Below are 21,910 nucleotides of genomic sequence, written 5' to 3'. Positions count from 1 at the left end.
TCGCTCACGACACATTTGCGCGCACCGATGCCAGGTGTCAACGGTCGATGGTGAACAATGACCTTCGCGAGTGTCTTCACGTCGCTACGTGGAGACGGCCAGACCCCGAGGGCGGAAGAGAGCAGCAGCGTGTCGCAGAAGGTCATCAAGACGGACGTGGCGTTGATCGGCGCCGGCATCATGAGCGCCACCCTGGGCGCTCTCATCCGGCAGTTGGAGCCGAACTGGTCCATCAGCCTGTTTGAGCGCCTCGACGCGGCAGCCGCAGAGAGCAGTGACCCGTGGAACAACGCGGGAACCGGACACTCCGCCCTGTGCGAGCTCAACTACACCCCCGCCGACGCCAACGGCGACATCGACATCACCAAGGCCCTCAACATCAACGAGCAGTTCCAGGTGTCGCGCCAGTTCTGGGCGCACGGCGTCGACAACGGCATGCTCGGCGCGCCGAACGAGTTCATCAACCCGATCCCGCACGTGAGCTTCTGCCACGGTGCGTCGGGCGTGGACTACCTGCGCAAGCGGCACGCGGCGTTGTCGAGCCAGACGCTGTTCGAAGGCATGGAGTTCATCGACGACAACGCCGCCTTCGCTGAGCGACTCCCGTTGATGGGCGCAGGCCGCGACTACTCGGATCCGGTGGCGCTCAACTGGTTCACGCAGGGCACCGATGTCGACTTCGGCGCGCTGAGCCAGCAACTCCTCAACTACGTCGGCCGCGACGCGGACCTCTACTACGGGCACGAGGTCCGTAATCTGACCAAGCAGTCCGACGGCAGCTGGGTCGCCAAGATCCGCAACACCCGCACCGGTGAGAAGCTCCGCGTCGAGGCGCGCTTCGTGTTCGTCGGCGCCGGCGGCGGAGCCCTGCACCTCCTGCAGCGCTCAGGCATCAAGGAAGCCAAGGGATTCGGTGGTTTCCCGGTGAGCGGCGAGTTCTTCCGCTGCACCAACGAAGACATCATCGCGCAGCACTCGGCCAAGGTGTACGGCCAGGCGGCGGTCGGCGCCCCGCCGATGTCGGTCCCGCACTTGGACACCCGTGTCATCAACGGGGACAAGGGGCTGCTGTTCGGACCGTACGCGGGCTGGTCGCCCAAGTTCCTGAAGACGGGCAGCGTGATGGACCTGCCGAAGTCGGTCAAGCCGAGCAACCTGCTGCCGATGATGTCGATCGCGCCCAAGGAGTTCGGACTCCTCAAATACTTGATCTCGGAACTGGCCGCGAACCTCGACGACCGCGTCACCAACCTGCAGGAGTTCGCTCCGAAGGCCGTCGGCGACGACTGGGAGCTGATCACCGCCGGCCAGCGCGTTCAGGTGATCCGCAAGAACGGCATGGGCGGAAGCCTCGAGTTCGGAACCGCCGTCGTCACGTCCGAGGACGGGTCGATGGCCGGACTACTCGGGGCCTCACCCGGTGCGTCGACCGCGGTGCCCGCGATGATCTCGATCCTGGAGAAATGCTTCACCGCGCACTTCGACGGCTGGAAGCCCAAGCTGACCGAGATGATCCCGTCGTTCGGACGCAAACTCAACGACGAGCCCGCGCTCTTCCGCGAATTGTGGGACTGGACCGGAAAGAGCCTGCAACTGACCACTGACAACACCTGACGCGATGTCGTCGACGGGCGCACATTTTCCGTTCAGCGCAGTGGTCGGACAAGACCGACTGAAGCTTGCGCTGATCTTGTCAGCGGTGTCGCCGGGGATCGGCGGGGTGCTGATCCGCGGGGAGAAGGGCACCGCCAAGTCGACCATCGTGCGCGGGCTGGCCCCGTTGCTCGGTGAAGCGTCGCGCGTGGTCGAGCTGCCGATCGGAGCCACCGAGGACCGAGTGGTCGGATCCTTGGACCTCACCCGTGTGCTGCGCGACGGCCAGGCCCACTTCACGCCGGGACTGCTTGCTCAGGCCGACGGGGGAGTCCTCTACATCGACGAGGTGAACCTGCTGTCGGACCACCTCGTCGACGTCTTGCTCGACGCCGCGGCGAGCGGGCGGGTCACCGTCGAACGCGACGGTGTCTCACATACGCAGGCCGCCAAGTTCGTCCTGGTCGGAACCATGAACCCGGAGGAGGGCGAGCTACGTCCGCAGCTCCTGGACCGATTCGGGTTGGTCGTCGACGTGGCCGGTCCGCGGGATGTGGACGAACGCGTCGACATCGTGACCTCGCGCATGGCGTACGACGCCGACCCCGACGGATTCGCCGCCGAGCACGCCGACGTGGAGGGCGAACTGTCGGACCGTATCGCCCACGCCCGCAACCTGCTGCCCTCGGTCGGGCTGCCCGTCGCCGAGTTGCGCCGAATCGCAGGCATCTGCTCGCACCTGGACGTCGACGGTCTCCGCGGCGACATCGTGATGGCCCGTACCGCGTCGGCACACGCAGCGTGGCGCGGGGCGAAGCAGGTGACCGAAGACGACGTCCGCGTCGCCGCGGAACTCGCTCTGCCGCACCGACGTCGACGGAATCCGTTCGACGACTCGTCGATGTCCGAAGAGCAGCTCGACGAAGCACTCGGCGCAGGTGATGAGGCAGCGGGCGACGAGACGTCAGGTGACGAGGCTTCAGGTGATGAGGACGGGGATCAGTCCGGCCTGCCGGACGAGCAGCCGGACTCGGGACCCGACGACGGCCCAGATTCCGACGGCCCAGATTCCGAAGGCCCGGACGACGACGGGCCCGACACCGATCCGCCGGGCGGCGGCGGGGGAGCGACCGGACCGCAGTTCGGGTCGAAGCCTGCCTCGGGCTCGTCGCGGGTCCGGACGTTCCGGGCCGACGGCGTCGGCGACGGTGATCCCGGTCGTCGGTCACGGGCGCGCAGCACGCGCGGCGCCACCGTCCGAGACATCGACTTCACAGCAGGCACGCCCGTCCACCTGTTCGGCACCGTCCTCGCTGCCGCTCGTCGCAGTTCGGGCGACGGCATGCCCGCACTGGAGCCCGGTGACCTCCGCGGCGCCGAGCGAATCGGCACCGAGTCGAATCTCGTCGTGTTCCTTGTGGACCTGTCCGGATCGATGACCGCGCGTTCTCGGCTCGCCGCGGTGCGCGAGGCGTGCGTTGAACTGCTGCGTGACTCGTACACCCGGCGTGACCGAGTGGCCGTCGTGGTCGCATGCGGGAAGGACGCGTACGTTGCGGTGCCCCCGACCAGGTCTGTCGACATCGCAGTATCCCGCCTCGCTCAGGTCCGCACCGGCGGCCGGACGCCGCTCGGCGAAGGCCTCCTTCGCAGCGTCGAGATCATCGACCGCGCTGCCCGCACCGATCCGAACCGTCGCCCGCTGCTGGTCGTGGTCTCCGACGGTCGAGCTACCGGAGGCAAGGACGCCGCACGTCGTGCCGAGGCCGCAGCCGACGAGGTGGTCCGCCGCGGGGTGGCGAGCGTCGTCGTCGACTGCGAACAGGGCTTCGTGAAGCTCGGGACGGCCGTGGCTCTCGCCCGCCGTCTCGGCGCCGAATACGTGCCGTTGGCGGATCTTGCCGAGACCGGGCTCGCTGCGGGTGTGCGCGGCGTGGCCTAGTTGTGCTGACCTAGGCTGAGCACCATGCCTAAAGGAGTTCCCGAGACCATCCCGAACGACGGACTGACGACTCGTCAGCGTCGTAACCAGCCCGTCCTCGGCGTCCACACCGGCGCAGGGAAGGGAAAGTCGACCGCAGCCTTCGGAATGGCGATGCGAGCGTGGCACGCGGGAATGGACGTCGCCGTGTTCCAGTTCGTCAAGAGCGCCAAGTGGAAGGTCGGCGAGGAGTCGACGATGCTCGCCCTCGGACGTCTGCACGAGCAGATCGGTGAGGGCGGCCCCGTGCAGTGGCACAAGATGGGCCAAGGGTGGTCGTGGATCCGCAAGAACGACGACGCCGAGCAGGACCACGCCGAAGCGGCACGCGCGGGGTGGGCCGAGATCGCCCGCCGGATCGCCGCTCAGGAACATGACTTCTACGTTCTCGACGAGTTCACCTACCCCCTGCACTGGGGCTGGATCGACGTCGACGAGGTCGTGCAGGCGCTCGCCGAGCGCCCGGGCAGGCAGCACGTGATCATCACCGGCCGATACGCGCCCGACGCGCTGATCGAGGCCGCCGACCTGGTGACCGAGATGACGAAGATCAAGCACCCGATGGACGCCGGACGAAAAGGCCAGAAGGGCATCGAGTGGTAACACGTGCGACGCCTGCCGTCGTCATCGCGGCCCCTGCTTCGGGGAGCGGCAAGACGACGGTGACCACAGGCCTCGTCGGAGCCCTCACCGCGGCGGGCCACACCGTCGCACCGTTCAAGGTCGGACCCGACTACATAGACCCCGGCTACCACGCGGTGGCTGCGGGCAGGCCGGGTCGCAACCTCGACCCGAACCTGGTCGGCGAGAACCGGATCGGCCCGCTTTTCGCTTCGGGCTGCACCGGAGCCGACATCGCCGTCGTCGAAGGCGTCATGGGTCTGTTCGACGGTCGGATCACCGACGATCCCGGAACGCTCGGCGTCGGCTCCGCCGCTCACGTCGCGGCACTGATCGGGGCGCCCGTGATCCTCGTCGTGGACGCAGGCGGACACAGCCAGTCCCTGGCCGCGCTGCTGCACGGTTTCGTCTCGTACGACCCGGCGGTCCGGGTGTCCGGGGTGGTCCTCAACAGAGTCGGCTCGGACCGGCACGAACTCGTACTCCGTCAGGCCTGCGACCGGGCGGGTCTGCCGGTGTTCGGCGTCGTGCGGCGCGACACCGCGTTGAGCGTCCCGTCCCGTCACCTCGGCCTGGTGCCGGCCGCCGAACGCAGCGCCGACGCGGTCGCGGCCGTCGCGGCCATCACCGAGAGAGTCCGGGCCGGACTGGACGTGGACGCCGTCGTGCGTCTTGCGCGGTCGGCGGCACCGGCCACCGCAGCCCCGTGGTCTGCCGCCGACGAGACAGCCGACTACCGCGTCGACGGTCGCCCGGTGATCGCCGTCGCTCAGGGGTCGGCGTTCACGTTCGGCTACGCCGAGCACCCCGAACTTCTGGCCGCGGCGGGGGCCGAGGTCGTGGCATTCGATCCACTCAACGACCGACTGCCCGCCGAGACCGCAGGGGTCGTCATCGGCGGTGGCTTTCCCGAAGAGCATGCAGCCGATCTGGCCGCCAACGAGGGGCTGCGACGTGACCTGACCGAGCACGTCGCGTCAGGTCGGCCCGTGCATGCCGAATGTGCAGGCCTGCTGTACCTCACGTCGGCGCTCGACGGCCACCCGATGGTCGACGCCGTCGACGCGCGCGGAGCGTTCGGGCCTCGTCTGACGCTGGGCTATCGAGATGCCGTCGCCGTGGCGGACTCCGTCCTCTACCGGACGGGAGAGCGGGTCACCGGTCACGAATTTCACCGCAGCACAGTCGAATTCGGTGAGGATCGAGCGGCTGCGTGGGCGTGGCGCGGGGCGGACGGCAATGCCGTGGACGGTGTCGTCGCACGCGGTGTCCACGCCAGTTATCTCCACGTGCATCCGGCGGGTGCACCACACGCCGTGGGACGATTCGTGAAGGCGGCACGGGAGGCCCGATGACTGGTCGGCGACAATTCGAGAGCAAGGCGGTCATCGAGGTGCGGGCGGCCGTCGACGCGCTGGCAGCCAAGGACGGCAACGATCCAACCGCCCTGCGCGACGTCCTGGAAGCTGTTCTCCTCGTCGGCCAGGGACTCGAACTCGACGCCGCACTGCAACGGATCGTGGAGGTCGCGGCCGCTGTCCTGGACGCGCAGTACTGCGCGCTGGGCGTTCGAGGCCCCGAACTGAGTCTGCAAGCGTTCGTGTACACCGGGATAGCACCCGAACAACGCGCCGAGATGGGTCCGTTGCCCATCGGGCGCGGTGTCCTCGGAGAACTCTTGCACCACCCGGAAGTACTTCGCATCCCTCGCCTGTCCGATCACCCGTCATCGGTCGGGTTTCCCGCGAACCATCCGCCGATGGACACGTTCCTCGGTGCACCGATCATCGTCCGCGGCGAACTGTTCGGAAGCATCTACCTGACCGAGAAACAGGGAGCCGTCGAGTTCACCGAACTCGACGAGACGATCGTCGGTGTGCTCGCCGTCGCGGCGGGCATCGCGGTCGATAACGCGCGATCGTACGAGGGCGCGCAGACCCGTATGCGGTGGATGAAACTCCTCGCGGACCGGGGCAGCGAACCTCTGCGCGGGGTCTCCGTCGACGAGACGCTTGACGGCATGTGCAGCGACGTCGCCGCGTTGACCGACGCTGTCGACGTCTACATCGTGACGGGGGCCCGGTTGGACGCGCACACCGGCGACGACGTCGACATCACTGATCTCGCGACCGTCGTCGAGACGGCGGGCGGCGTCCTGTCCGTTCGCCGCTTCGACCACGAACGGAGCTGGCTGCGGCGTGGTGCGCGGTGGGCCACCGTGCAACCGGTGCAGAGCGAGCCCGAAGAGTTCCGCGCACTCGTTCTGACCCACGCCGAACGCCGTTTCTGGACGGCCGAGGAGTGGGCGGGCATGGCAGGTGTCGCGCGAGTCGCATCGCTGTCGATCGCGTACTCCGAACAGCAGGAACTTACCGGCGAGCTGACGCTCCTGGAGGAACGCCATCGCATCGCTCGTGATCTGCACGATCTGGTGATCCAGCGGTTGTTCGCGATCGGCATGTCGATGCAGGCTATGCGGTCCGGGATCGGCGACGTCGACCTCGACGCGCGGATGGAACAGGTCGTCGCCGACCTCGATGCGACGACTGCGCAGATCCGTACGTCGATCTTCGATCTGCAGAGCCTGCACGGCGGGAAAGACATGCGGACGCTGCGTCGTCGAGTGTTGGACATCGTGTCCGAACTCGCCGCGTACACCGCGATCACGCCGAACGTCACGTTCGTCGGCCCGGTCGACACCGTGGTGCCCGCCACCTTGTGGCCGCACATCGAAGCAGTTCTGCGGGAAGGACTGTCGAATGCCCTTCGACATTCGGGCGCCCACCAGATCACCGTACGGATCGTCGCGTCTGAGGAGGTGACCGTAGAGGTCACCGACAACGGCATCGGGATTCGCGCAGACGTTCCTCGTTCCGGGCTGCACAACCTCACCCGTCGCGCGGACGACTGCGACGGCGCCTTCTCCGTGGCGTCCTCGATCGGCGGCGGGACGACTATCACCTGGACCGTGCCGCTGCGGTAGACCGGATCAACCATTGTTGAGTACGTCAGGGCGACGACTCTATTCGGCGCTACCTGAGCAGTTGGCGCTGGCACCTGGACCGGATGCAGTGTTCTCTGCAATCACCTTGTCGCCCTGACGGATGCTGCACTTGATTGTCCCTGAGCTATCGAAGTTGTTGCTTGCCATCAGAGACACAGGCTTTCCTAGACCGGTGATCTGAACGTCCTTCTTCCACGGGAACGTGACGTCGGTGTCGTGGGCCGTGTCCCAGTTCTGCGTGGTGTACATCGCCGACCCGACTCCGTCACCGGTGATCTCGTATGTCACCGTGACGACTCGCTTCGACTCGTTGTCGATCGATTCAGCGGCTCCGCCGACGATTGCGAAGCAGCCGCCGATCATGGCGATGAAGAGGACGATGACGCCGACGAGGACCCAAGGCCAGACCTTGCGCTTCTTGGGGGGCTGGTATCCGGGGTAGCCGGGCGGCGGGTACTGCCCGGGCTGTCCGTACGGTGGTTGGCCGCTGTTCGCCGAGTGGTCGGGCGTGTTCGGGTCGGTCATGGTGCTGTGCCTTCTTTGAATGAGCCGCTTGTGGTGCGGATTGGATAGATAGATGGATGGATGTGGAGTTTGAATCAACTGCGGTCGTTCCGCTTGCGTTAGACGAGGGCGACTACAACGGGGCGACCTCCAGATGCGCGCAGCGAAACCGTCTTCAGTTCCGCGGTCGGTGGAATGTCGAACACAAGGGTCAACTCAGTCGAGATACCGGGGTTGATCTCAGCGATCCAACTGAACTCTCGCCCGGCCGAGACCGATGCCGCGGTGTCGACCTCGTAACGTCGACCGGCTGCGTCCTTGGCGCTCTGTTGGTTTGCGAAGACCTTCGTCGACCGTTGCGACGCGTTCGTGACCGTCACTTCGATCAGTGCAAAGGTGCCTTTGGCCGTACGGGTCAGAAATTCTCCGACTGAGGACACGCCAGATTGCACGCCAGTCACGGAGAACTCGGTTCCATGGCCGTCCGAGACGGACTCATTCATGACCCCTGTGGGCTGTGTCGTCGGGCTTCCCGAGGGAGACTTGGAGGTCACCCGGTCAACGGCCGGGGAGCCCTCATCGGAGGCAGCGGAGATGAACACGGCGCATCCCCCGATGAAGATCAACGACGCAATAACGATCGAGATCCCTGCGACGATCCACACCCAAGTCGGAGTACCCGGGCTCTGCCGATTCGGATAGTCGTATGGAGACGGAGTCAACACTCGTGAGTTCACTTTCTCGCTCGTGCCGTGCGTCGTTCGCGTGCGGCGCCTTCGTCGGAAGGCGAGGACTCGTCAGTACTCATCAGGTGCGCCGAATAGGGCGGTGATGCCAGAAGCCGGCGCAGCGCTGAAATGAGGGCGACGAGCACCCACGACTAGTTGATCGGTGCCGTTGAACAGGTGTTACCTCAACTGACAGAATTCGTCTGATCGTATGAGTGGTGCGCTTCTAGGCGTTAGATCGGCGAAGCCGAAGTCCCTGGCCTGCTCTCCCAGGCTTGGTGTGATCGTCCACAGATTCCCGATGTGGGCGTCGCCGCGGCGTTCGGCAGGTCAGCGTTCGCGGCCGCGGAGTTCGGTGGCCAGGACGGCCACTTGGGTGCGACGCTGCATGTCGAGTTTCGCGAGGATCCGGGAGACATAGTTCTTGATGGTCTTCTCGGCGAGGAACATCCGGTTCGCGATCTGACGGTTTGTCAGGCCTTCGCCGATGAGTTGAAACACTTCGCGTTCCTGTGCCGTCAACTGTGCGATCGGGTCGGTGGGCTCGCCTCGACGGAGCTTCGCGAGGAGCGCCGATGTGCTCCTCGCATCGAGCAGCGACCCGCCGCGTCCGACGGTTCGCACCGCGTCGACCAGATTGTGACCGAGGATCTGTTTGAGGACGAACCCCGAAGCGCCCGCGAGCACGGCGGCGAGGAGGGCGTCGTCGTCGGCATAACTCGTCAGCATCAGGCAGTGGACGTCCGGATTCTCAGCGCGCACGTCCCGGCACAGTTCGACGCCGTTCCCGTCGGGGAGGCGGACATCCAGTACAGCGATGTCCGGAGCAGTCGCGGCGATCTGTACACGCGCCTCATCGACGGTCGCGGCCTCGCCGACTACCTCGAGGTCGGTGGCGGTGGACAGCAGATCCCGCAGGCCGCGGCGGACGAGTTCGTGATCGTCGACGAGGAACACGCGGACCGGATGGCGCGGAGACTGCGGTTGCGCTGGGCTCATGTGGACACATTACCGCAGGTGAGGGCGGGACTCGGTGCCCCGGGAAGTCGGGACTTTCGCCCCCGGCGCAGTCGCAACTGGCGGAGAGGGCCGAGGCCGCGATGATCACCAACCTGTTGACTGAGGACGACTCAGATGAACGTGAAGGTGGCTCGCTTCGAGGAGTCCCGGGCCCCGACTAAGCTGGACGATCATGGTGCAAGCTCATTATCTGGCGGGACTCGACCTGCGAGGACGCAGAGTGGTCGTCGTCGGCGGCGGCAGCGTCGCACAACGTCGGATCCCGAACCTCATTGCGGCAGGCGCCGACGTGCACGTCGTGGCGATCGACCCGACACCGACTGTCGAGTCGGAGCCTGCGATCACCGTGCACCGCCGTGCCTACGCGGCGGGCGACCTGGACGGTGCCTGGTATGCGATCGCCTGCACTGACGACGCCGACGTGAATGCCGCCGTCGTCGATGAGGCCGTCTCGTCCCGCGTGTTCTGTGTTCGCGCCGACGACGGTAGCGCCGGTACCGCGGTGACGCCGGCGTCCGGCCATCATCGTGACCTGCAGTTCGGTGTGTTGGCTGGTGGCGACCATCGTCGTTCGGCAGCTGCGCGCGCCGCGATCACCGCGGCGTTCGCCGACGGCGCCTCACTGACAATCGAGGACGGTGCGCGACACGCTCCAGGTGTCGCGTTGGTTGGCGGCGGTCCGGGTGCGGCGGATCTCATCACCGTGCGTGGACGACGACTCCTGGCCGAGGCCGACGTCGTCGTCGCCGACCGCCTCGCTCCGGTCGCGCTCCTCGACGAACTCGGTCCACAGGTCGAGGTGATCGACGCGGCGAAGGTCCCGTACGGCAGGGCGATGCGGCAGGAACAGATCAACGAGATCCTCGTCGACCGGGCGAAGGCCGGGAAGTTCGTCGTCAGACTCAAGGGCGGCGATCCGTACGTGTACGGCCGCGGCTACGAAGAACTGCAGGCGTGTGTCGCAGCCGGGGTGCCGGTAGCCATGGTCCCCGGTGTCACGAGTCCGATCTCGGCTCCGGGACTCGCGGGCGTCCCGGTGACGCATCGGGGAGTGGCGCACGAGTTCGTCGTCGTCTCCGGGCACGTCGCACCGGACGATCCCGACTCCCTGACCGATTGGAACGCGCTGGCCAAGCTGCGCGGCACCATTGTGTTGATGATGGCCGTTAAGCGGATCGACGCCTTCGCGCGGGCTCTGCTCGACGGCGGTCGTCCCGGCGACACCCCGGTCGCCTTCATCGAGAACGCATCGCGCCCCGACCAGCGACTCATCCGCGCCGACCTGGCGAGTGCCGCCCGCGTCGCAGGGGAGCAGGCCCTGATCGCACCGGCGATCGCGGTGATCGGTCCGGTCGCGGGGTTCGACGACGCCGACCGGGCGGCACCGCTGTGACCGCACGGATCGTGGGACTCGCGACGGGCACGCTGCTGCTCATCGCCGCGATCGCGTCCTGGTACGTACACCCCGCGGTGACCGCTGCGCTGGTCGCCGCCGCGGTGCTGGTCATGTCCGTTTGGCAGATCTTCCGGCGCCGCGCCGGTATCGAACCGCTCAAGCAGAGCACCTGGGCCGCGATCGTCGTCCCCTTGACCTTCGCCGCCCTCGCCGTCGTCGCACTCAACGGCTGGATCTACCGGATCTCCGCCGACACAGGCACCGAATCGGGCGATCTGCAGATGGTGGTCGGACTGACCACCGGCGTCGTCGGGATGTCTGCCGCCTACGGCTACGGTCGGGTCCGCGCTCAGAAGGCCCAGCTGAACGAGGTCGTCGAGGTAGACCTCGCCGACGACGAGCCGGGCGTCGCCGATGGCGACAGTTGGTTCTTTCCGCAGGCGAAGTAGGCACTCGGCGGTAGGGTCGGGGCTGGAGAGGAGTGGACGTGTCTAACCAACCGACTCTCACATTCTGCGCCGCCACCCAAGACGTCTTCGACGACGTCGAGACCATGCTCGGACCCAAACGCCGTCCCGACGCGATCGCGTGCTGGTGTCTCACCTACCGTCTGGGAAACCGTGAGGCCGCGACGCTCGACGCTCCGGAACGTCGACAGGCGGTGTTCGATTCGTGCGGACGCCGACCGGCGCCGGGCATCCTCGCGTACGACACCGCAGGCGATGTGGTCGGGTGGGCCGCCGTCGCGAGGCGCGGCGCTATCGCGGCGTTAGCCGACCACGCGACGTTTCCACCGATCGGCGACGTCGGCGGCGACCCGTGGACCATCTACTGCCTTCGGACCCGGGGAGGTCGCCGCCGCCGCGGAATCGGTCAGCGCCTCCTCGAAGCCGCAATCGACTTCGCGGTCGGCAACGGAGCCGACGTCGTCGACGCATACCCCGTCGACCTGGTCGGCACGGTGAGCCCGATCTTCGCCTATCCGGGTATCCGGTCCATGTACGAGAGGGAGGGCTTCGCCGTTGCGGGCACGGCCGGAGCCGTGCCTGGAGGCCCCGGGCGAGTGGCCATGCGGCTGTCAGTCACGTGAGGGAGGGCGAGGGGCTTCAGCCCTCGGTCACCACGGTGATCTCCAGCCCAGTCGTGATCTCGATGCGTTGGCCCGCGTCGGAGAGCACACTCGCCAATGCGTTGACGTCCCGGACGTTGCGGCGCGTCCGCACCAACTCGTGAGCGACGAGACCCTTGTAATGCTTGTTGAAATGGCTGACGACCTTGCGCGAACCGTCGGCGTACTCGGTGACGACGGTCGCGGTCACGGCGCCGTCGACCGGACCGAGCTTCTGGTAGACACCCGATCGCAGGTCGACCACGAAATCGTCGATCGCGTCCAGTGAGGGTGAGAGCACCGGTTTCCACACCGACCCCAATGTCCCGAATCCGGGCAGTTTGGAGCCGCCCGAGAGTCGGTACGCGGGAATAAGGTCGGCCGCGGACACCACGCCGAACAGCGCCGATCCGATCATCAGACGGTCTGCAGCCTTGGTCTTCGATGCTCGAGTCATCGCCGGATAGTCGAGCGCGTCGTACAAGACGCCCGTGTACCGGGTGATAGCAGGCCTGGTCGGCGCCGTCCACAGCTCTGCATTGCGCGAGACCTCGGCGATCGCGGCGTCCGTCGTCCCCAAGCCCAATACCGCACGGGACGACTCGAGGTCGCCGGACAGCGCGACCAGGGCGTCGGCGAGGTCGCGTCGCACACCGTTCAACTCCGGCATCGACAGTGATTCGAGGTCGAGCGGGGCAGACTTCCCGCCGTCGGACTTGGTCTCCGAAGGAGGCAGGATCACGAGCACGCGACCACCCTAACGAACCGGCCGGCGCCACAACTAAGCTGGTACACCGTGATCACACGCATGTCCGACCTGTTCCTCCGCACACTCCGCGACGACCCCGCCGACGCGGAGGTGCCGAGCCACAAACTCTTAGTGCGCGCCGGCTACATCCGACGCAGCGCGCCGGGTGTGTACTCGTGGTTGCCGTTGGGGCTCAAAGTGTTCCGCAACGTCGAGAATCTCGTGCGCCGGGAGATGGACGGGATCGGCGCGCAGGAGATCCTCCTTCCCGCGTTGCTGCCGCGTGACCCCTACGAGGCCACAGGTCGTTGGACCGAGTACGGCCCGAACCTGTTCCGCGTCAAGGACCGCAAGGGCGCCGACATGCTCCTCGGGCCGACGCACGAGGAGATCTTCACCCAGTTAGTGAAGGGCGAGTACAGCTCGTACAAGGATCTCCCCGTGGTCCTCTATCAGATTCAGACGAAATACCGGGACGAGGAGCGACCTCGTGCCGGCCTCCTGCGCGGTCGTGAATTCGTGATGAAGGACTCGTACTCGTTCGACCTGGACGACGACGCGCTCCAGGTCTCCTACGACAAGCATCGTGTCGCTTACCAACGGATCTTCGACCGTCTCGGAATCGACTACGTCATCGTGCGAGCGACCGCGGGCGCCATGGGCGGTAGCCGGTCCGAAGAGTTCCTCGCTGTCTGTGATGTCGGCGAGGACACGTTCGTCCGAAGCACCGAATCGGACTACGCCGCCAACGTCGAAGCCGTCAGCACCACAGTTCCCGCTGCGCTGCCCGTTGACGGACTGCCTGACGCGGTGTCGCACGAGACGGGTGATACCCCGACCATCGACACCCTCGTCGCCTGGGCCAACGAGACTCTGGACGGCGACTACACCGCCGCCGACACACTGAAGAACGTGATGGTGAAGATCCGCAAGCCGGGCGGCGAGTGGGAGATCACCGCGATCGGCGTTCCAGGGGACCGAGACGTCGACTTCAAACGCCTCGAGGCGTCGGTCGAGCCGAGTGAGGTCGAACTCCTCGGCGACGCCGACTTCGCCGCCAACCCGGCCCTCGTCAAGGGGTACATCGGACCCAAGGGTGTGCAGGCCGCCGAGTTCACCTACCTGGTCGACCCGCGCGTCGTCGACGGCACCTCGTGGATTACCGGAGCCGACGAGAAGGGGCGTCACTACGTGAATCTCGTCGCAGGTCGTGACTTCGTCCCCGACGGCGTGATCGAAGCCGCGGACGTCCGAGACGGGGATCCGTCACCGGATGGTGCGGGCGTCCTCGAATCGGCCAAAGGGATCGAGATCGGCCACATCTTCCAACTCGGCCGCAAGTACGCCGACGCCTTCGAACTCGATGTCCTCGGCGAGAACGGGAAGCCGGTCCGGGTGACTATGGGTTCGTACGGCCTGGGTGTTTCGCGGATGGTCGCGGTTCTCGCCGAACAGATGCACGACGAGAAGGGGCTGCGGTGGCCGCGGGAGGTCGCGCCGTTCGACGTACATCTCGTCATCGCGAACAAAGACGAGGCCGCGATCGCCGGAGCGCATCAACTAGCCGAGAAACTCGACGCCGCCGGACTGCAGGTGCTTCTCGACGACCGCAAGGCGTCGCCAGGCGTCAAGTTCAAGGACTCCGAACTCCTCGGTATGCCCGTTGTGGTGGTTGTGGGTCGCGGCTGGGCCAACGGCACCGTCGAGATCCGGGACCGCTTCACCGGCGACACGGCGGAAGCTGCGATCGATAGTGCACGCGATGCGGTGACGGCCGCCGTCCGGGCCTGATTACTGCGCGCCCGGGAACGCCACCGTCGCAGGCGACAGGTTGGACACGCCGCGCCAGAACGCGATTCGTTTCGCGCTCTCGGTGAGTCCGTCGACGCCGAGTCTGCGGGTGACGTCGTCGTCGGCCTGCTCCACCAACGCCCGGTAGGCGCTCGCGCAGGTGTTCTCCGCTTGCAGGAGCGCTTTGGCTGCGGTCTTGTCGTCGGTCACCTCCAACGGGAGCGTGTACCCGGCGGCAGGCACCTGCTCGGACTCGCCCGCAGAGACGAGTGCGGCGTTCACCGCGTCCCGACGCACTCGATGCGCGGCGTTGAACTCTCCGACGGTGTCCCGCTGGTCCGAACCGACGAACGGGGTCGTCATCCCGTAGGTGAAGATGGCCGCGAACTCCGCGTCGACGGCGGTGGTGAGGGCATCGTTCTGGGTCATGCGAGTTGAACCTCCGCGAGAGTCGTGCATGACGCCGAGATCGAGGCGAGCAGTCCGGCGACGAAACCTGATTCGGTGACAGCTGCGCCTGCGCTCGCACGGGTCGACAACACAAGGGCTTCGCGCAACGCATCGACAGTCGCCAATGGCGGGGACGGCTGGTTAATCCCGTCGGCCGACGACGAGTGCACGCGGTTGATCTCGTCGCGCAAGGCCTGCGCGTGCTCGCCGCGTTGCTGCGCGACGACGGTCAACGCAGCGGTGTACTCGGCCGTGCGCGGGGCCAGCGATGCCGCGGCCTTCTGCTGGCGAATCGCGGCGCGCGCATGTGCGACGAGCCGCTCGGCGAGGTCGCGTTCCTCGTCGGCCGTCGGGCCGCAGGCGGTCACCGCCGCACCGGTGGCGACGACCACTGGAAGGGCGACGACGCCACGCAACACGGATCGTCGGGAGGGGCTGAAGTTCGATGGGCGGACGCTCACATCGTCGAATTCTGCCAGTGCCCGGAATCGACTACACTCAGCAGGCCCCGAACGGCTCGCGTGTCGCACGTAAAGTGGGCACCGCGCAGACCGGCGCATCGAAAGACCGACATGAGGGAGACCATCGCGTATGAGCGGCGTCAGGACCGAGGCCATCGGGCACGTCGTTGAGCCGATCCTCGCAGCGGCGGGGTACGACCTCGAAGAGATCGCAGTGCTGACCCCGCCCGGGCGGCGCGATATCCGAGTGGTCGTCGACCGTGACGGTGGAGCGCACCTCGACGCACTCGCCGACCTCAGCCGCGAACTCGATGCCGCCCTCGAGGCGACGGATCTGATGGGCGAGCGGCCCTACGACCTCGAAGTCACCACACCGGGCATCGGTCGACCGCTCACCCTGCCCCGTCACTGGCGTCGAAACCAAGGACGCAGCGTGAAAGTCACGTACACAGTCGACGGGAAGTCCACGAACGTCCTCGCACGCATCGGTCGTCTCGACGGCGACACCGTCACTTTGATCAAAGCTGATAAGGGCAGGATCCAGCAGATCGAACTGCCGCTGGAAGAGGTCCAGAAAGCAATGGTGGAGGTCGACTTTCGGCGGCCAGGGGAAGCCGAGCTCCGTGCGTGCGGTCTGGACGACGAGGAGATCGCGCGACGTCGCGCCCCGGCAGACGCCGACTCCTGACAACTGAATACACAACTGACGCACACAACTGGAACCGATAAGCGAATAGGAGCACCCACCATGCACATCGACATCAACGCGTTGCGGCTGATTGAAGCAGACAAAGGCGTGTCCATCGAGACCGTCATCACTGCGATCGAGACAGCGTTGCTCACTGCGTACCGTCACACAGACGGCTTCGCTCAGCACGCTCGCATCGACGTGAATCGCAAGACCGGCGCAGTCCGTGTCATGGCGCAGGAACTCGACGAGTCGGGCGAGGTCGTCCACGAATGGGACGACACACCTGAGGGCTTCGGGCGGATCGCAGCGACCACGGCCCGCCAGGTGATCCTGCAGCGTCTGCGCGATGCGGAGAACGAGAAGACCTACGGCGACCTCGTCGCACACGAAGGGGAGGTCGTCGGCGGCGTCGTGCAGGCCAACGCGCGCCTCAACGCGAAGGGCATCGTCGTCGTCCAGATCGGCACCGATGCCAACTCCACCGAAGGCATCCTCCCCTCGGTGGAACAAGTGCCGGGTGAGAGCTACAACCACGGCGACCGCATCAAGTGCTATGTCGTCGGAGTGGCGCGCGGCATGCGCGGACCTCAGATCACGTTGTCGCGCACGCACCCGAACCTGGTCCGCAAGCTGTTCTCACTCGAAGTACCCGAGATCGCGGACGGCTCCGTCGAGATCGTCGCCGTGGCACGTGAAGCGGGCCACCGGTCGAAGATCGCCGTGCATACCGGCGTCAACGGGCTCAATGCGAAGGGTGCGTGCATCGGGCCGATGGGGCAGCGCGTGCGCAATGTGATGAGCGAGTTGTCGGGTGAGAAGATCGACATCATCGACTACGCGTCCGATCCGGCCGTGTTCGTCGGCAATGCGCTCTCGCCCGCGAAGGTCTTGTCGGTCACCGTGATCGATGCGGAACTGAGTGCTGCCCGCGTCATCGTGCCGGACTACCAACTGTCGCTGGCCATTGGCAAAGAAGGTCAGAACGCTCGACTGGCCGCTCGGCTGACGGGGTGGCGGATCGACATCCGTTCTGACAGCGGCGACGGCGGCCCCCGGATCGACGCGAGCCCGACTGAGGGCGTCGTCACAGAGGGCATAGTCGGTGACAGTGGTGATGTGACGAGCAGCCCCGCCGATGAGATAGACTGACCTGTGGCTCTCCGAACGTCGACCGCCCCGGTCCGTACGTGCATCGGATGCCGACGCCGCGATCTCGCATCATCCCTGGTTCGAGTCGTGCGATCGGTGCCCGAGAGTACGCAGACCGTGGTCGTTGACACGACGGGGACGCTGCCGGGACGTGGCGCCTGGCTGCATCGAGACTCCGACTGCGTGTCGGCGGCGGTGCGGCGTAAGGCATTCGGACCGGCGCTACGGGTTCGCGGTCTCACCGTGATTCCGAAGGACCTCGCCGATCTGATCGACGAGATCACCGAGACGATTCCGTAGGGAATCAGGACAGGTAGCAGAAGACATGAGCACACCGTGAAGTCTCCACGATGAGCACGTTGACCGAATAAACCGAGGTCGCAGCGGGTAGCCCGCTCGACCTCCAAGTGAGGAGAGCAGTGGCAGGCAAGGCCCGCGTTCACGAACTAGCCAAGGAAATCGGCGTACCCAGTAAGAAGGTGCTGGAGCGTCTGAAAGAGCAGGGTGAGTTCGTTAAATCTGCGTCGTCGACCGTTGAGGCCCCCGTGGCCCGTCGACTCCGCGAATCGTTCTCCGGCGGCGACGCCGGAGGTGACGCTCCCAAGGCGTCGTCCCCCAAGCCGACACCGGCTAAGCCCGGCGGTCCGAAGCCCGGCGCACCGAAACCGTCCCCGGCGGCGGAGAAGCCCGCAGCGCCGGCTCCGGCGGCTCCAGCCCCGAAGCCGTCCACCCCGGCACCGCGTCCCGGCCCCAAGCCCGCGCCCGCTCCGAAGCCGGAAGCGCCGCAGGCTCCCGCGGCATCGGCTCCGTCAGCTCCAGCGGACGGTGGACAGAAGGCTCCCGGTCCCCGTCCGGGTCCGCGACCCGGCCCGCGCCCCCCGCGTGTGGGAAACAACCCGTTCTCGTCGACTCCGGCTCCGCGCCCACAGGGCCCTCGGCCCGGACCCGGCCAAGCCGGCCCCCGTCCAGGCGGCGGTCGTCCCGGTGCGGGACGCCCCGGCCAAGCAGGCAGTGGCGCAGGTCGTCCGTCCGCGGGTCAGGGCGGTCCCCGTCCCAATCCGGGCAACATGCCTTCGCGTCCCTCGCCGGGTGCGATGCCGCAGCGTGCGGCGCGTCCTGACGCCCGACCGGGTGGTCGTGGCGGCGGTGGCCGTCCCGGTGGTGGCGGTGGCTTCCGTGGCGGACCAGGCGGCGGTCCGGGTGGTGCTCCCGCAGGCGGTGGCTTCCGCGGTCGTCCCGGCGGCGGTGGCCGTGGCCGAGGCGGCGCAGCCGGTGCGTTCGGTCGCCCGGGCGGTGCCCCGCGTCGTGGACGTAAGTCGAAGCGTCAGAAGCGTCAAGAGTACGACTCGATGCAGGCTCCGGCAGTCGGCGGTGTCCGTCTGCCCCGCGGCAACGGCGAGACGATTCGCCTCGCCCGCGGTGCTTCGCTGTCGGACTTCGCGGAGAAGATCGACGCCAACCCGGCAGCATTGGTGCAGGCGTTGTTCAACCTCGGCGAGATGGTGACGGCTACCGAGTCCGTCAACGACGAGACGCTCGAGCTGCTCGGCTCGGAGATGAACTACTCCGTCCACGTTGTCAGCCCCGAAGACGAGGACCGCGAACTTCTCGAGAAGTTCGACCTCACCTACGGCGAGGACGAGGGCGACGAGGAGGATCTCCAGCAGCGTCCGCCGGTGGTCACGGTCATGGGCCACGTCGACCATGGCAAGACTCGACTGCTCGACACCATCCGCAAGGAGAATGTCGGCGGCTCGGAGGCCGGTGGCATCACCCAGCACATCGGCGCCTACCAGGTGAACACACACCTCAACGGTGAAGATCGTCTGATCACGTTCATCGACACCCCGGGTCACGAGGCGTTCACCGCCATGCGTGCACGTGGTGCGAAGGCCACCGACATCGCGATCCTCGTGGTCGCAGCCGACGACGGTGTCATGCCGCAGACGGTGGAGGCGGTGAACCACGCACAGGCAGCAGAGGTGCCGGTCGTGGTCGCAGTCAACAAGATCGACAAGGAGGGCGCTGATCCGCAGAAGATCCGCGGTCAGCTCACCGAATACGGTCTGATCCCCGAGGAGTACGGCGGCGAGACGATGTTCGTCGACATCTCGGCTAAGCAGGGCGAGAACATCGAGGCGCTGCTCGAAGCCGTGCTGCTGACAGCTGATGCGTCGCTGGACCTGCGTGCCAACCCCGACATGGACGCTCAGGGTGTTGCCATCGAAGCTCACCTCGACCGCGGTCGTGGTCCGGTGGCGACGGTGCTCATCCAGCGCGGCACTCTCCGGGTCGGCGACTCGATCGTCGCAGGCGATGCGTACGGCCGCGTCCGACGCATGGTCGACGAGCACGGCGAGGACGTCGCCGAGGCGCTTCCGTCGCGTCCGGTCCAGGTGGTCGGCTTCACGTCCGTTCCGGGCGCAGGCGACAACCTGCTGGTGGTCGAGGAGGATCGCACTGCACGCCAGATCGCGGACCGTCGCAATGCCCGTAAGCGCAACGCACTGGCGGCACGCAGCCGCAAGCGGATCAGTCTGGAAGATCTGGACTCGGCACTCAAGGAGACCAGCCAGCTCAACCTGATCCTCAAGGGCGACAACTCGGGTACCGTCGAGGCCCTCGAGGAAGCGCTCCTGGGTATCGAGATCGACGACGAGGTGTCGTTGCGCGTCATCGATCGCGGTGTCGGTGGCGTCACCGAGACCAACGTCAACTTGGCCGCAGCGTCCGACGCGATCGTCATCGGCTTCAACGTCCGTGCCGAAGGCAAGGCGACCGAGCTGGCGAACCGCGAAGGCGTCGAGATCCGTTACTACTCGGTCATCTACCGGGCCATCGAAGAGATCGAAGCGGCGCTCAAGGGCATGCTCAAGCCGATCTACGAAGAGGTCGAACTGGGACGCACGGAGATCCGCGCGATCTTCAAGTCGTCGAAGGTCGGCAACATCGCAGGTTGCATGGTGCAGTCCGGTGTGGTTCGACGCAACGCCAAGGCGCGTCTGCTGCGCGACAACACGGTGGTCGCCGAGAACCTGACCGTGTCGTCGCTGCGTCGTGAGAAGGACGACGTCACCGAGGTCCGTGAAGGTTTCGAGTGCGGTCTGACGCTCACCTACAGCGATATCAAGGTCGACGACGTCATCGAGACGTACGAGATGGTTGAGAAGGCGAGGGAGTGATGACGCCCGCGCAGGTGTTCGACGGTCTCGGCGTCGCCGAGCGTCTCCCGAAGGCACGAGGCTGATGGTCGATCATGCACGGGCCGCACGGCTCGCCAAGCGGATCACCACCATCGTGGCGACCGCCATCGGGACGGAGATCAAGGATCCCCGCCTCGCGCACGTGACGATCACTGACTGCCGGGTGACCGGAGATCTGCACGATGCGACGGTGTTCTACACGGTGATGGGTGCCTCGGTGGACGACGAACCAGACGTCGCGGAGGCGGCGGCCGGCCTGACCGCCGCCACCGGCGTGCTGCGTACCAAGGTCGGGGCCGGTACCGGAGTGCGGTTCACGCCGACCCTCCGGTTCGAACTCGACACGGTGCCGGACGCGACTCGCGCGATGGATGAGTTGTTGGCTCGTGCACGTGCGCAGGACGAGTTGGTTGCACGGGCCGCGCAAGACGCGGAACCGGCAGGCGACACTGATCCGTACAAGCACGAGGACGACGAGTCCTCGGGTGAGGACCGTCTCGGGTGATGCGGGCGTCCGCAGCCGAGGTAGCAGGCGCTTTGCGCGGTCGGGATTCGGTCATGATCATCAGTCATGTCCGCCCCGACCCGGACACGATCGGCAGTGCGCTCGGTCTCGGACTGGGTTTGGTATCCCTCGGAGTCGACGTGCGCTGCGGGTTCGCCGAACCGGACACGCTGCCTGGATCGCTCCACGGTCTGCCTGGCACAGAACTGCTCGCACCGCTGACCTCCCCAGCATCGGGGGAGGCGGCGGTGGCGGTCGACGCTGCGACACTGAACCGCCTCGGAGCGTACGAGGAGTTCTTCGCGGCAGCGGACACGCGCGTCTGCATCGACCACCACGTGTCGAATACCGGTTTCGGCGACGTCGCCTACGTCGACTCCGAATCCGATTGCACGGCAGTGCTGGTGCTGAGGATTCTGGACGAGCTCGGCGTCGAGGTGACCGCCGACATTGCTACCTGCCTGTACGCGGGTCTGGTCACCGACACCGGATCGTTCAAGTGGGCGCGTCCAGCGTCCTTCAAGGTCGCGGCCCGGCTCCTGGAGTTAGGAGTCGATGCTCCGAGGTGGAGCCGAGTGCTCCTGGACTCTCATCCGTATTCGTGGCTGCAGATGGTGTCTGCGGTCCTCGGTACGTCGGTGCTGGACGCGCAGGCGTGCGACGGCCGCGGACTGGTGTACGCGACAGTGACGGCGGAGCAGATGGCCGGGCTCGCATGGGATGAGTCGGAGAGCGTCATCGACGTCGTGCGGACCGCTCGCGAGGCCGAGGTGGCAGCCGTCTTTAAGGAGGCTTTCCCGGGCGAGTGGCTGGTCTCGCTGCGCAGCAAGACGAGCGTCGACTTGGTGCCGATAGCGGGTGCGCTCGGCGGCGGCGGACACACCCGTGCGGCCGGATACTCCGATTCGGGGACGGCCGACGAGGTCATCGCCCGGTTGCGCGCCCAATTGTAGGCCA

21 protein-coding genes are annotated in these 21,910 nt (G+C 66.6%); 15 read left to right on the top strand and 6 right to left on the bottom strand.

The features are described 5' to 3' along the window. Positions 1–129: 129 nt before the first annotated feature. The 5 genes from mqo to ACTIMF_RS01260 are packed head-to-tail and all read left to right on the top strand — an operon-like array spanning position 130 to position 7,178. Entirely contained in the window at positions 130–1,614 is a 1,485-nt protein-coding gene (gene mqo / locus ACTIMF_RS01280) for a malate dehydrogenase (quinone) (RefSeq protein WP_442348617.1), read from the top strand. A 4-nt stretch (positions 1,615–1,618) separates the two neighbouring features. After that, on the top strand, positions 1,619–3,535 hold the full coding sequence (locus ACTIMF_RS01275; RefSeq protein ID WP_442348458.1) for an AAA family ATPase: 1,917 nt from the start codon (positions 1,619–1,621) through the stop codon (positions 3,533–3,535). Between the two features lie 24 nt (positions 3,536–3,559). Continuing rightward, positions 3,560–4,177, top strand: a complete 618-nt coding sequence (cobO, locus tag ACTIMF_RS01270) for a cob(I)yrinic acid a,c-diamide adenosyltransferase (RefSeq protein WP_442348457.1) — start codon at positions 3,560–3,562, stop codon at positions 4,175–4,177. Beyond that, positions 4,171–5,550, top strand: coding sequence for a cobyrinate a,c-diamide synthase (locus ACTIMF_RS01265; RefSeq protein ID WP_442348456.1), 1,380 nt, complete (start codon positions 4,171–4,173; stop codon positions 5,548–5,550). Before cobO ends, ACTIMF_RS01265 begins: the two co-directional genes overlap by 7 nt. After that, the gene (locus ACTIMF_RS01260) at positions 5,547–7,178 is read left to right on the top strand and encodes a GAF domain-containing sensor histidine kinase (RefSeq protein WP_442348455.1); all 1,632 of its coding nucleotides are present in this window, start codon (positions 5,547–5,549) and stop codon (positions 7,176–7,178) included. The genes ACTIMF_RS01265 and ACTIMF_RS01260 overlap by 4 nt, the downstream gene beginning before the upstream one ends. A gap of 39 nt (positions 7,179–7,217) precedes the next feature. On the opposite strand, the gene ACTIMF_RS01255 is transcribed toward ACTIMF_RS01260, so the two are convergent. The 3 genes from ACTIMF_RS01255 to ACTIMF_RS01245 all read right to left on the bottom strand — a co-directional run bounded on the left by ACTIMF_RS01255 (position 7,218) and on the right by ACTIMF_RS01245 (position 9,430). Next, on the bottom strand, positions 7,218–7,724 hold the full coding sequence (locus tag ACTIMF_RS01255) for a hypothetical protein (protein ID WP_442348454.1): 507 nt from the start codon (positions 7,722–7,724) through the stop codon (positions 7,218–7,220). A 98-nt stretch (positions 7,725–7,822) separates the two neighbouring features. Further along, positions 7,823–8,206: a DUF4352 domain-containing protein gene (locus tag ACTIMF_RS01250; RefSeq protein WP_442348453.1), complete on the bottom strand. Its 384-nt coding sequence runs from the start codon at positions 8,204–8,206 to the stop codon at positions 7,823–7,825. A 555-nt stretch (positions 8,207–8,761) separates the two neighbouring features. Beyond that, positions 8,762–9,430, bottom strand: coding sequence for a response regulator transcription factor (locus ACTIMF_RS01245; RefSeq protein WP_442348452.1), 669 nt, complete (start codon positions 9,428–9,430; stop codon positions 8,762–8,764). Between the two features lie 193 nt (positions 9,431–9,623). On the opposite strand from ACTIMF_RS01245, the gene cobA reads away from it, so the two are divergent. The 3 genes from cobA to ACTIMF_RS01230 are packed head-to-tail and all read left to right on the top strand — an operon-like array spanning position 9,624 to position 11,937. Beyond that, entirely contained in the window at positions 9,624–10,844 is a 1,221-nt protein-coding gene (gene cobA, locus ACTIMF_RS01240) for a uroporphyrinogen-III C-methyltransferase (protein WP_442348451.1), read from the top strand. Next, entirely contained in the window at positions 10,841–11,296 is a 456-nt protein-coding gene (locus ACTIMF_RS01235) for a hypothetical protein (RefSeq protein ID WP_442348450.1), read from the top strand. The genes cobA and ACTIMF_RS01235 overlap by 4 nt, the downstream gene beginning before the upstream one ends. 38 nt (positions 11,297–11,334) lie before the next feature. Beyond that, positions 11,335–11,937: a GNAT family N-acetyltransferase gene (locus ACTIMF_RS01230; protein ID WP_442348449.1), complete on the top strand. Its 603-nt coding sequence runs from the start codon at positions 11,335–11,337 to the stop codon at positions 11,935–11,937. Between the two features lie 16 nt (positions 11,938–11,953). Here the strand turns inward: ACTIMF_RS01230 and ACTIMF_RS01225 are convergent, their stop codons facing one another. Continuing rightward, positions 11,954–12,703 carry a YaaA family protein gene (locus ACTIMF_RS01225; protein ID WP_442348448.1) on the bottom strand — a complete coding sequence of 250 codons (750 nt, stop codon included), beginning with the start codon at positions 12,701–12,703 and terminating at the stop codon, positions 11,954–11,956. Positions 12,704–12,763: 60 nt separating this feature from the next. On the opposite strand from ACTIMF_RS01225, the gene ACTIMF_RS01220 reads away from it, so the two are divergent. Next, complete coding sequence (locus ACTIMF_RS01220; protein ID WP_442348616.1) at positions 12,764–14,494, top strand: proline--tRNA ligase; 1,731 nt, start codon at positions 12,764–12,766, stop codon at positions 14,492–14,494. Here the strand turns inward: ACTIMF_RS01220 and ACTIMF_RS01215 are convergent, their stop codons facing one another. After that, positions 14,495–14,923: a ferritin-like domain-containing protein gene (locus ACTIMF_RS01215; RefSeq protein WP_442348447.1), complete on the bottom strand. Its 429-nt coding sequence runs from the start codon at positions 14,921–14,923 to the stop codon at positions 14,495–14,497. It abuts the gene before it with no gap. Then, positions 14,920–15,405, bottom strand: a complete 486-nt coding sequence (locus ACTIMF_RS01210; protein WP_442348446.1) for a hypothetical protein — start codon at positions 15,403–15,405, stop codon at positions 14,920–14,922. Before ACTIMF_RS01210 ends, ACTIMF_RS01215 begins: the two co-directional genes overlap by 4 nt. Before the next feature lie 130 nt (positions 15,406–15,535). Here ACTIMF_RS01210 and rimP point away from each other — a divergent pair, with 130 nt between their 5' ends. The 6 genes from rimP (at position 15,536) to ACTIMF_RS01180 (ending at position 21,906) form a co-directional block, all read left to right on the top strand. Next, positions 15,536–16,093 (top strand): ribosome maturation factor RimP, encoded by a 558-nt coding sequence (rimP, locus tag ACTIMF_RS01205; RefSeq protein ID WP_442348445.1) that lies wholly within the window; start codon positions 15,536–15,538, stop codon positions 16,091–16,093. A gap of 60 nt (positions 16,094–16,153) precedes the next feature. Next, positions 16,154–17,245: a transcription termination factor NusA gene (gene nusA / locus ACTIMF_RS01200; protein ID WP_442348444.1), complete on the top strand. Its 1,092-nt coding sequence runs from the start codon at positions 16,154–16,156 to the stop codon at positions 17,243–17,245. Between the two features lie 3 nt (positions 17,246–17,248). Beyond that, a complete protein-coding gene (locus ACTIMF_RS01195; protein WP_442348443.1) occupies positions 17,249–17,545 on the top strand; it encodes a YlxR family protein in 297 nt (98 codons plus the stop codon). A 119-nt stretch (positions 17,546–17,664) separates the two neighbouring features. Then, a complete protein-coding gene (infB, locus tag ACTIMF_RS01190; protein ID WP_442348442.1) occupies positions 17,665–20,427 on the top strand; it encodes a translation initiation factor IF-2 in 2,763 nt (920 codons plus the stop codon). A gap of 64 nt (positions 20,428–20,491) precedes the next feature. Beyond that, positions 20,492–20,953 carry a 30S ribosome-binding factor RbfA gene (rbfA, locus tag ACTIMF_RS01185; protein ID WP_442348441.1) on the top strand — a complete coding sequence of 154 codons (462 nt, stop codon included), beginning with the start codon at positions 20,492–20,494 and terminating at the stop codon, positions 20,951–20,953. Continuing rightward, positions 20,950–21,906: a DHH family phosphoesterase gene (locus tag ACTIMF_RS01180; RefSeq protein ID WP_442348440.1), complete on the top strand. Its 957-nt coding sequence runs from the start codon at positions 20,950–20,952 to the stop codon at positions 21,904–21,906. The genes rbfA and ACTIMF_RS01180 overlap by 4 nt, the downstream gene beginning before the upstream one ends. Positions 21,907–21,910 lie beyond the last annotated feature (4 nt).

Source organism: Gordonia sp. (in: high G+C Gram-positive bacteria) (assembly GCF_052106715.1).
Lineage (GTDB): Bacteria > Actinomycetota > Actinomycetes > Mycobacteriales > Mycobacteriaceae > Gordonia.
This window is presented reverse-complemented; position numbering and strand designations above follow the sequence as displayed.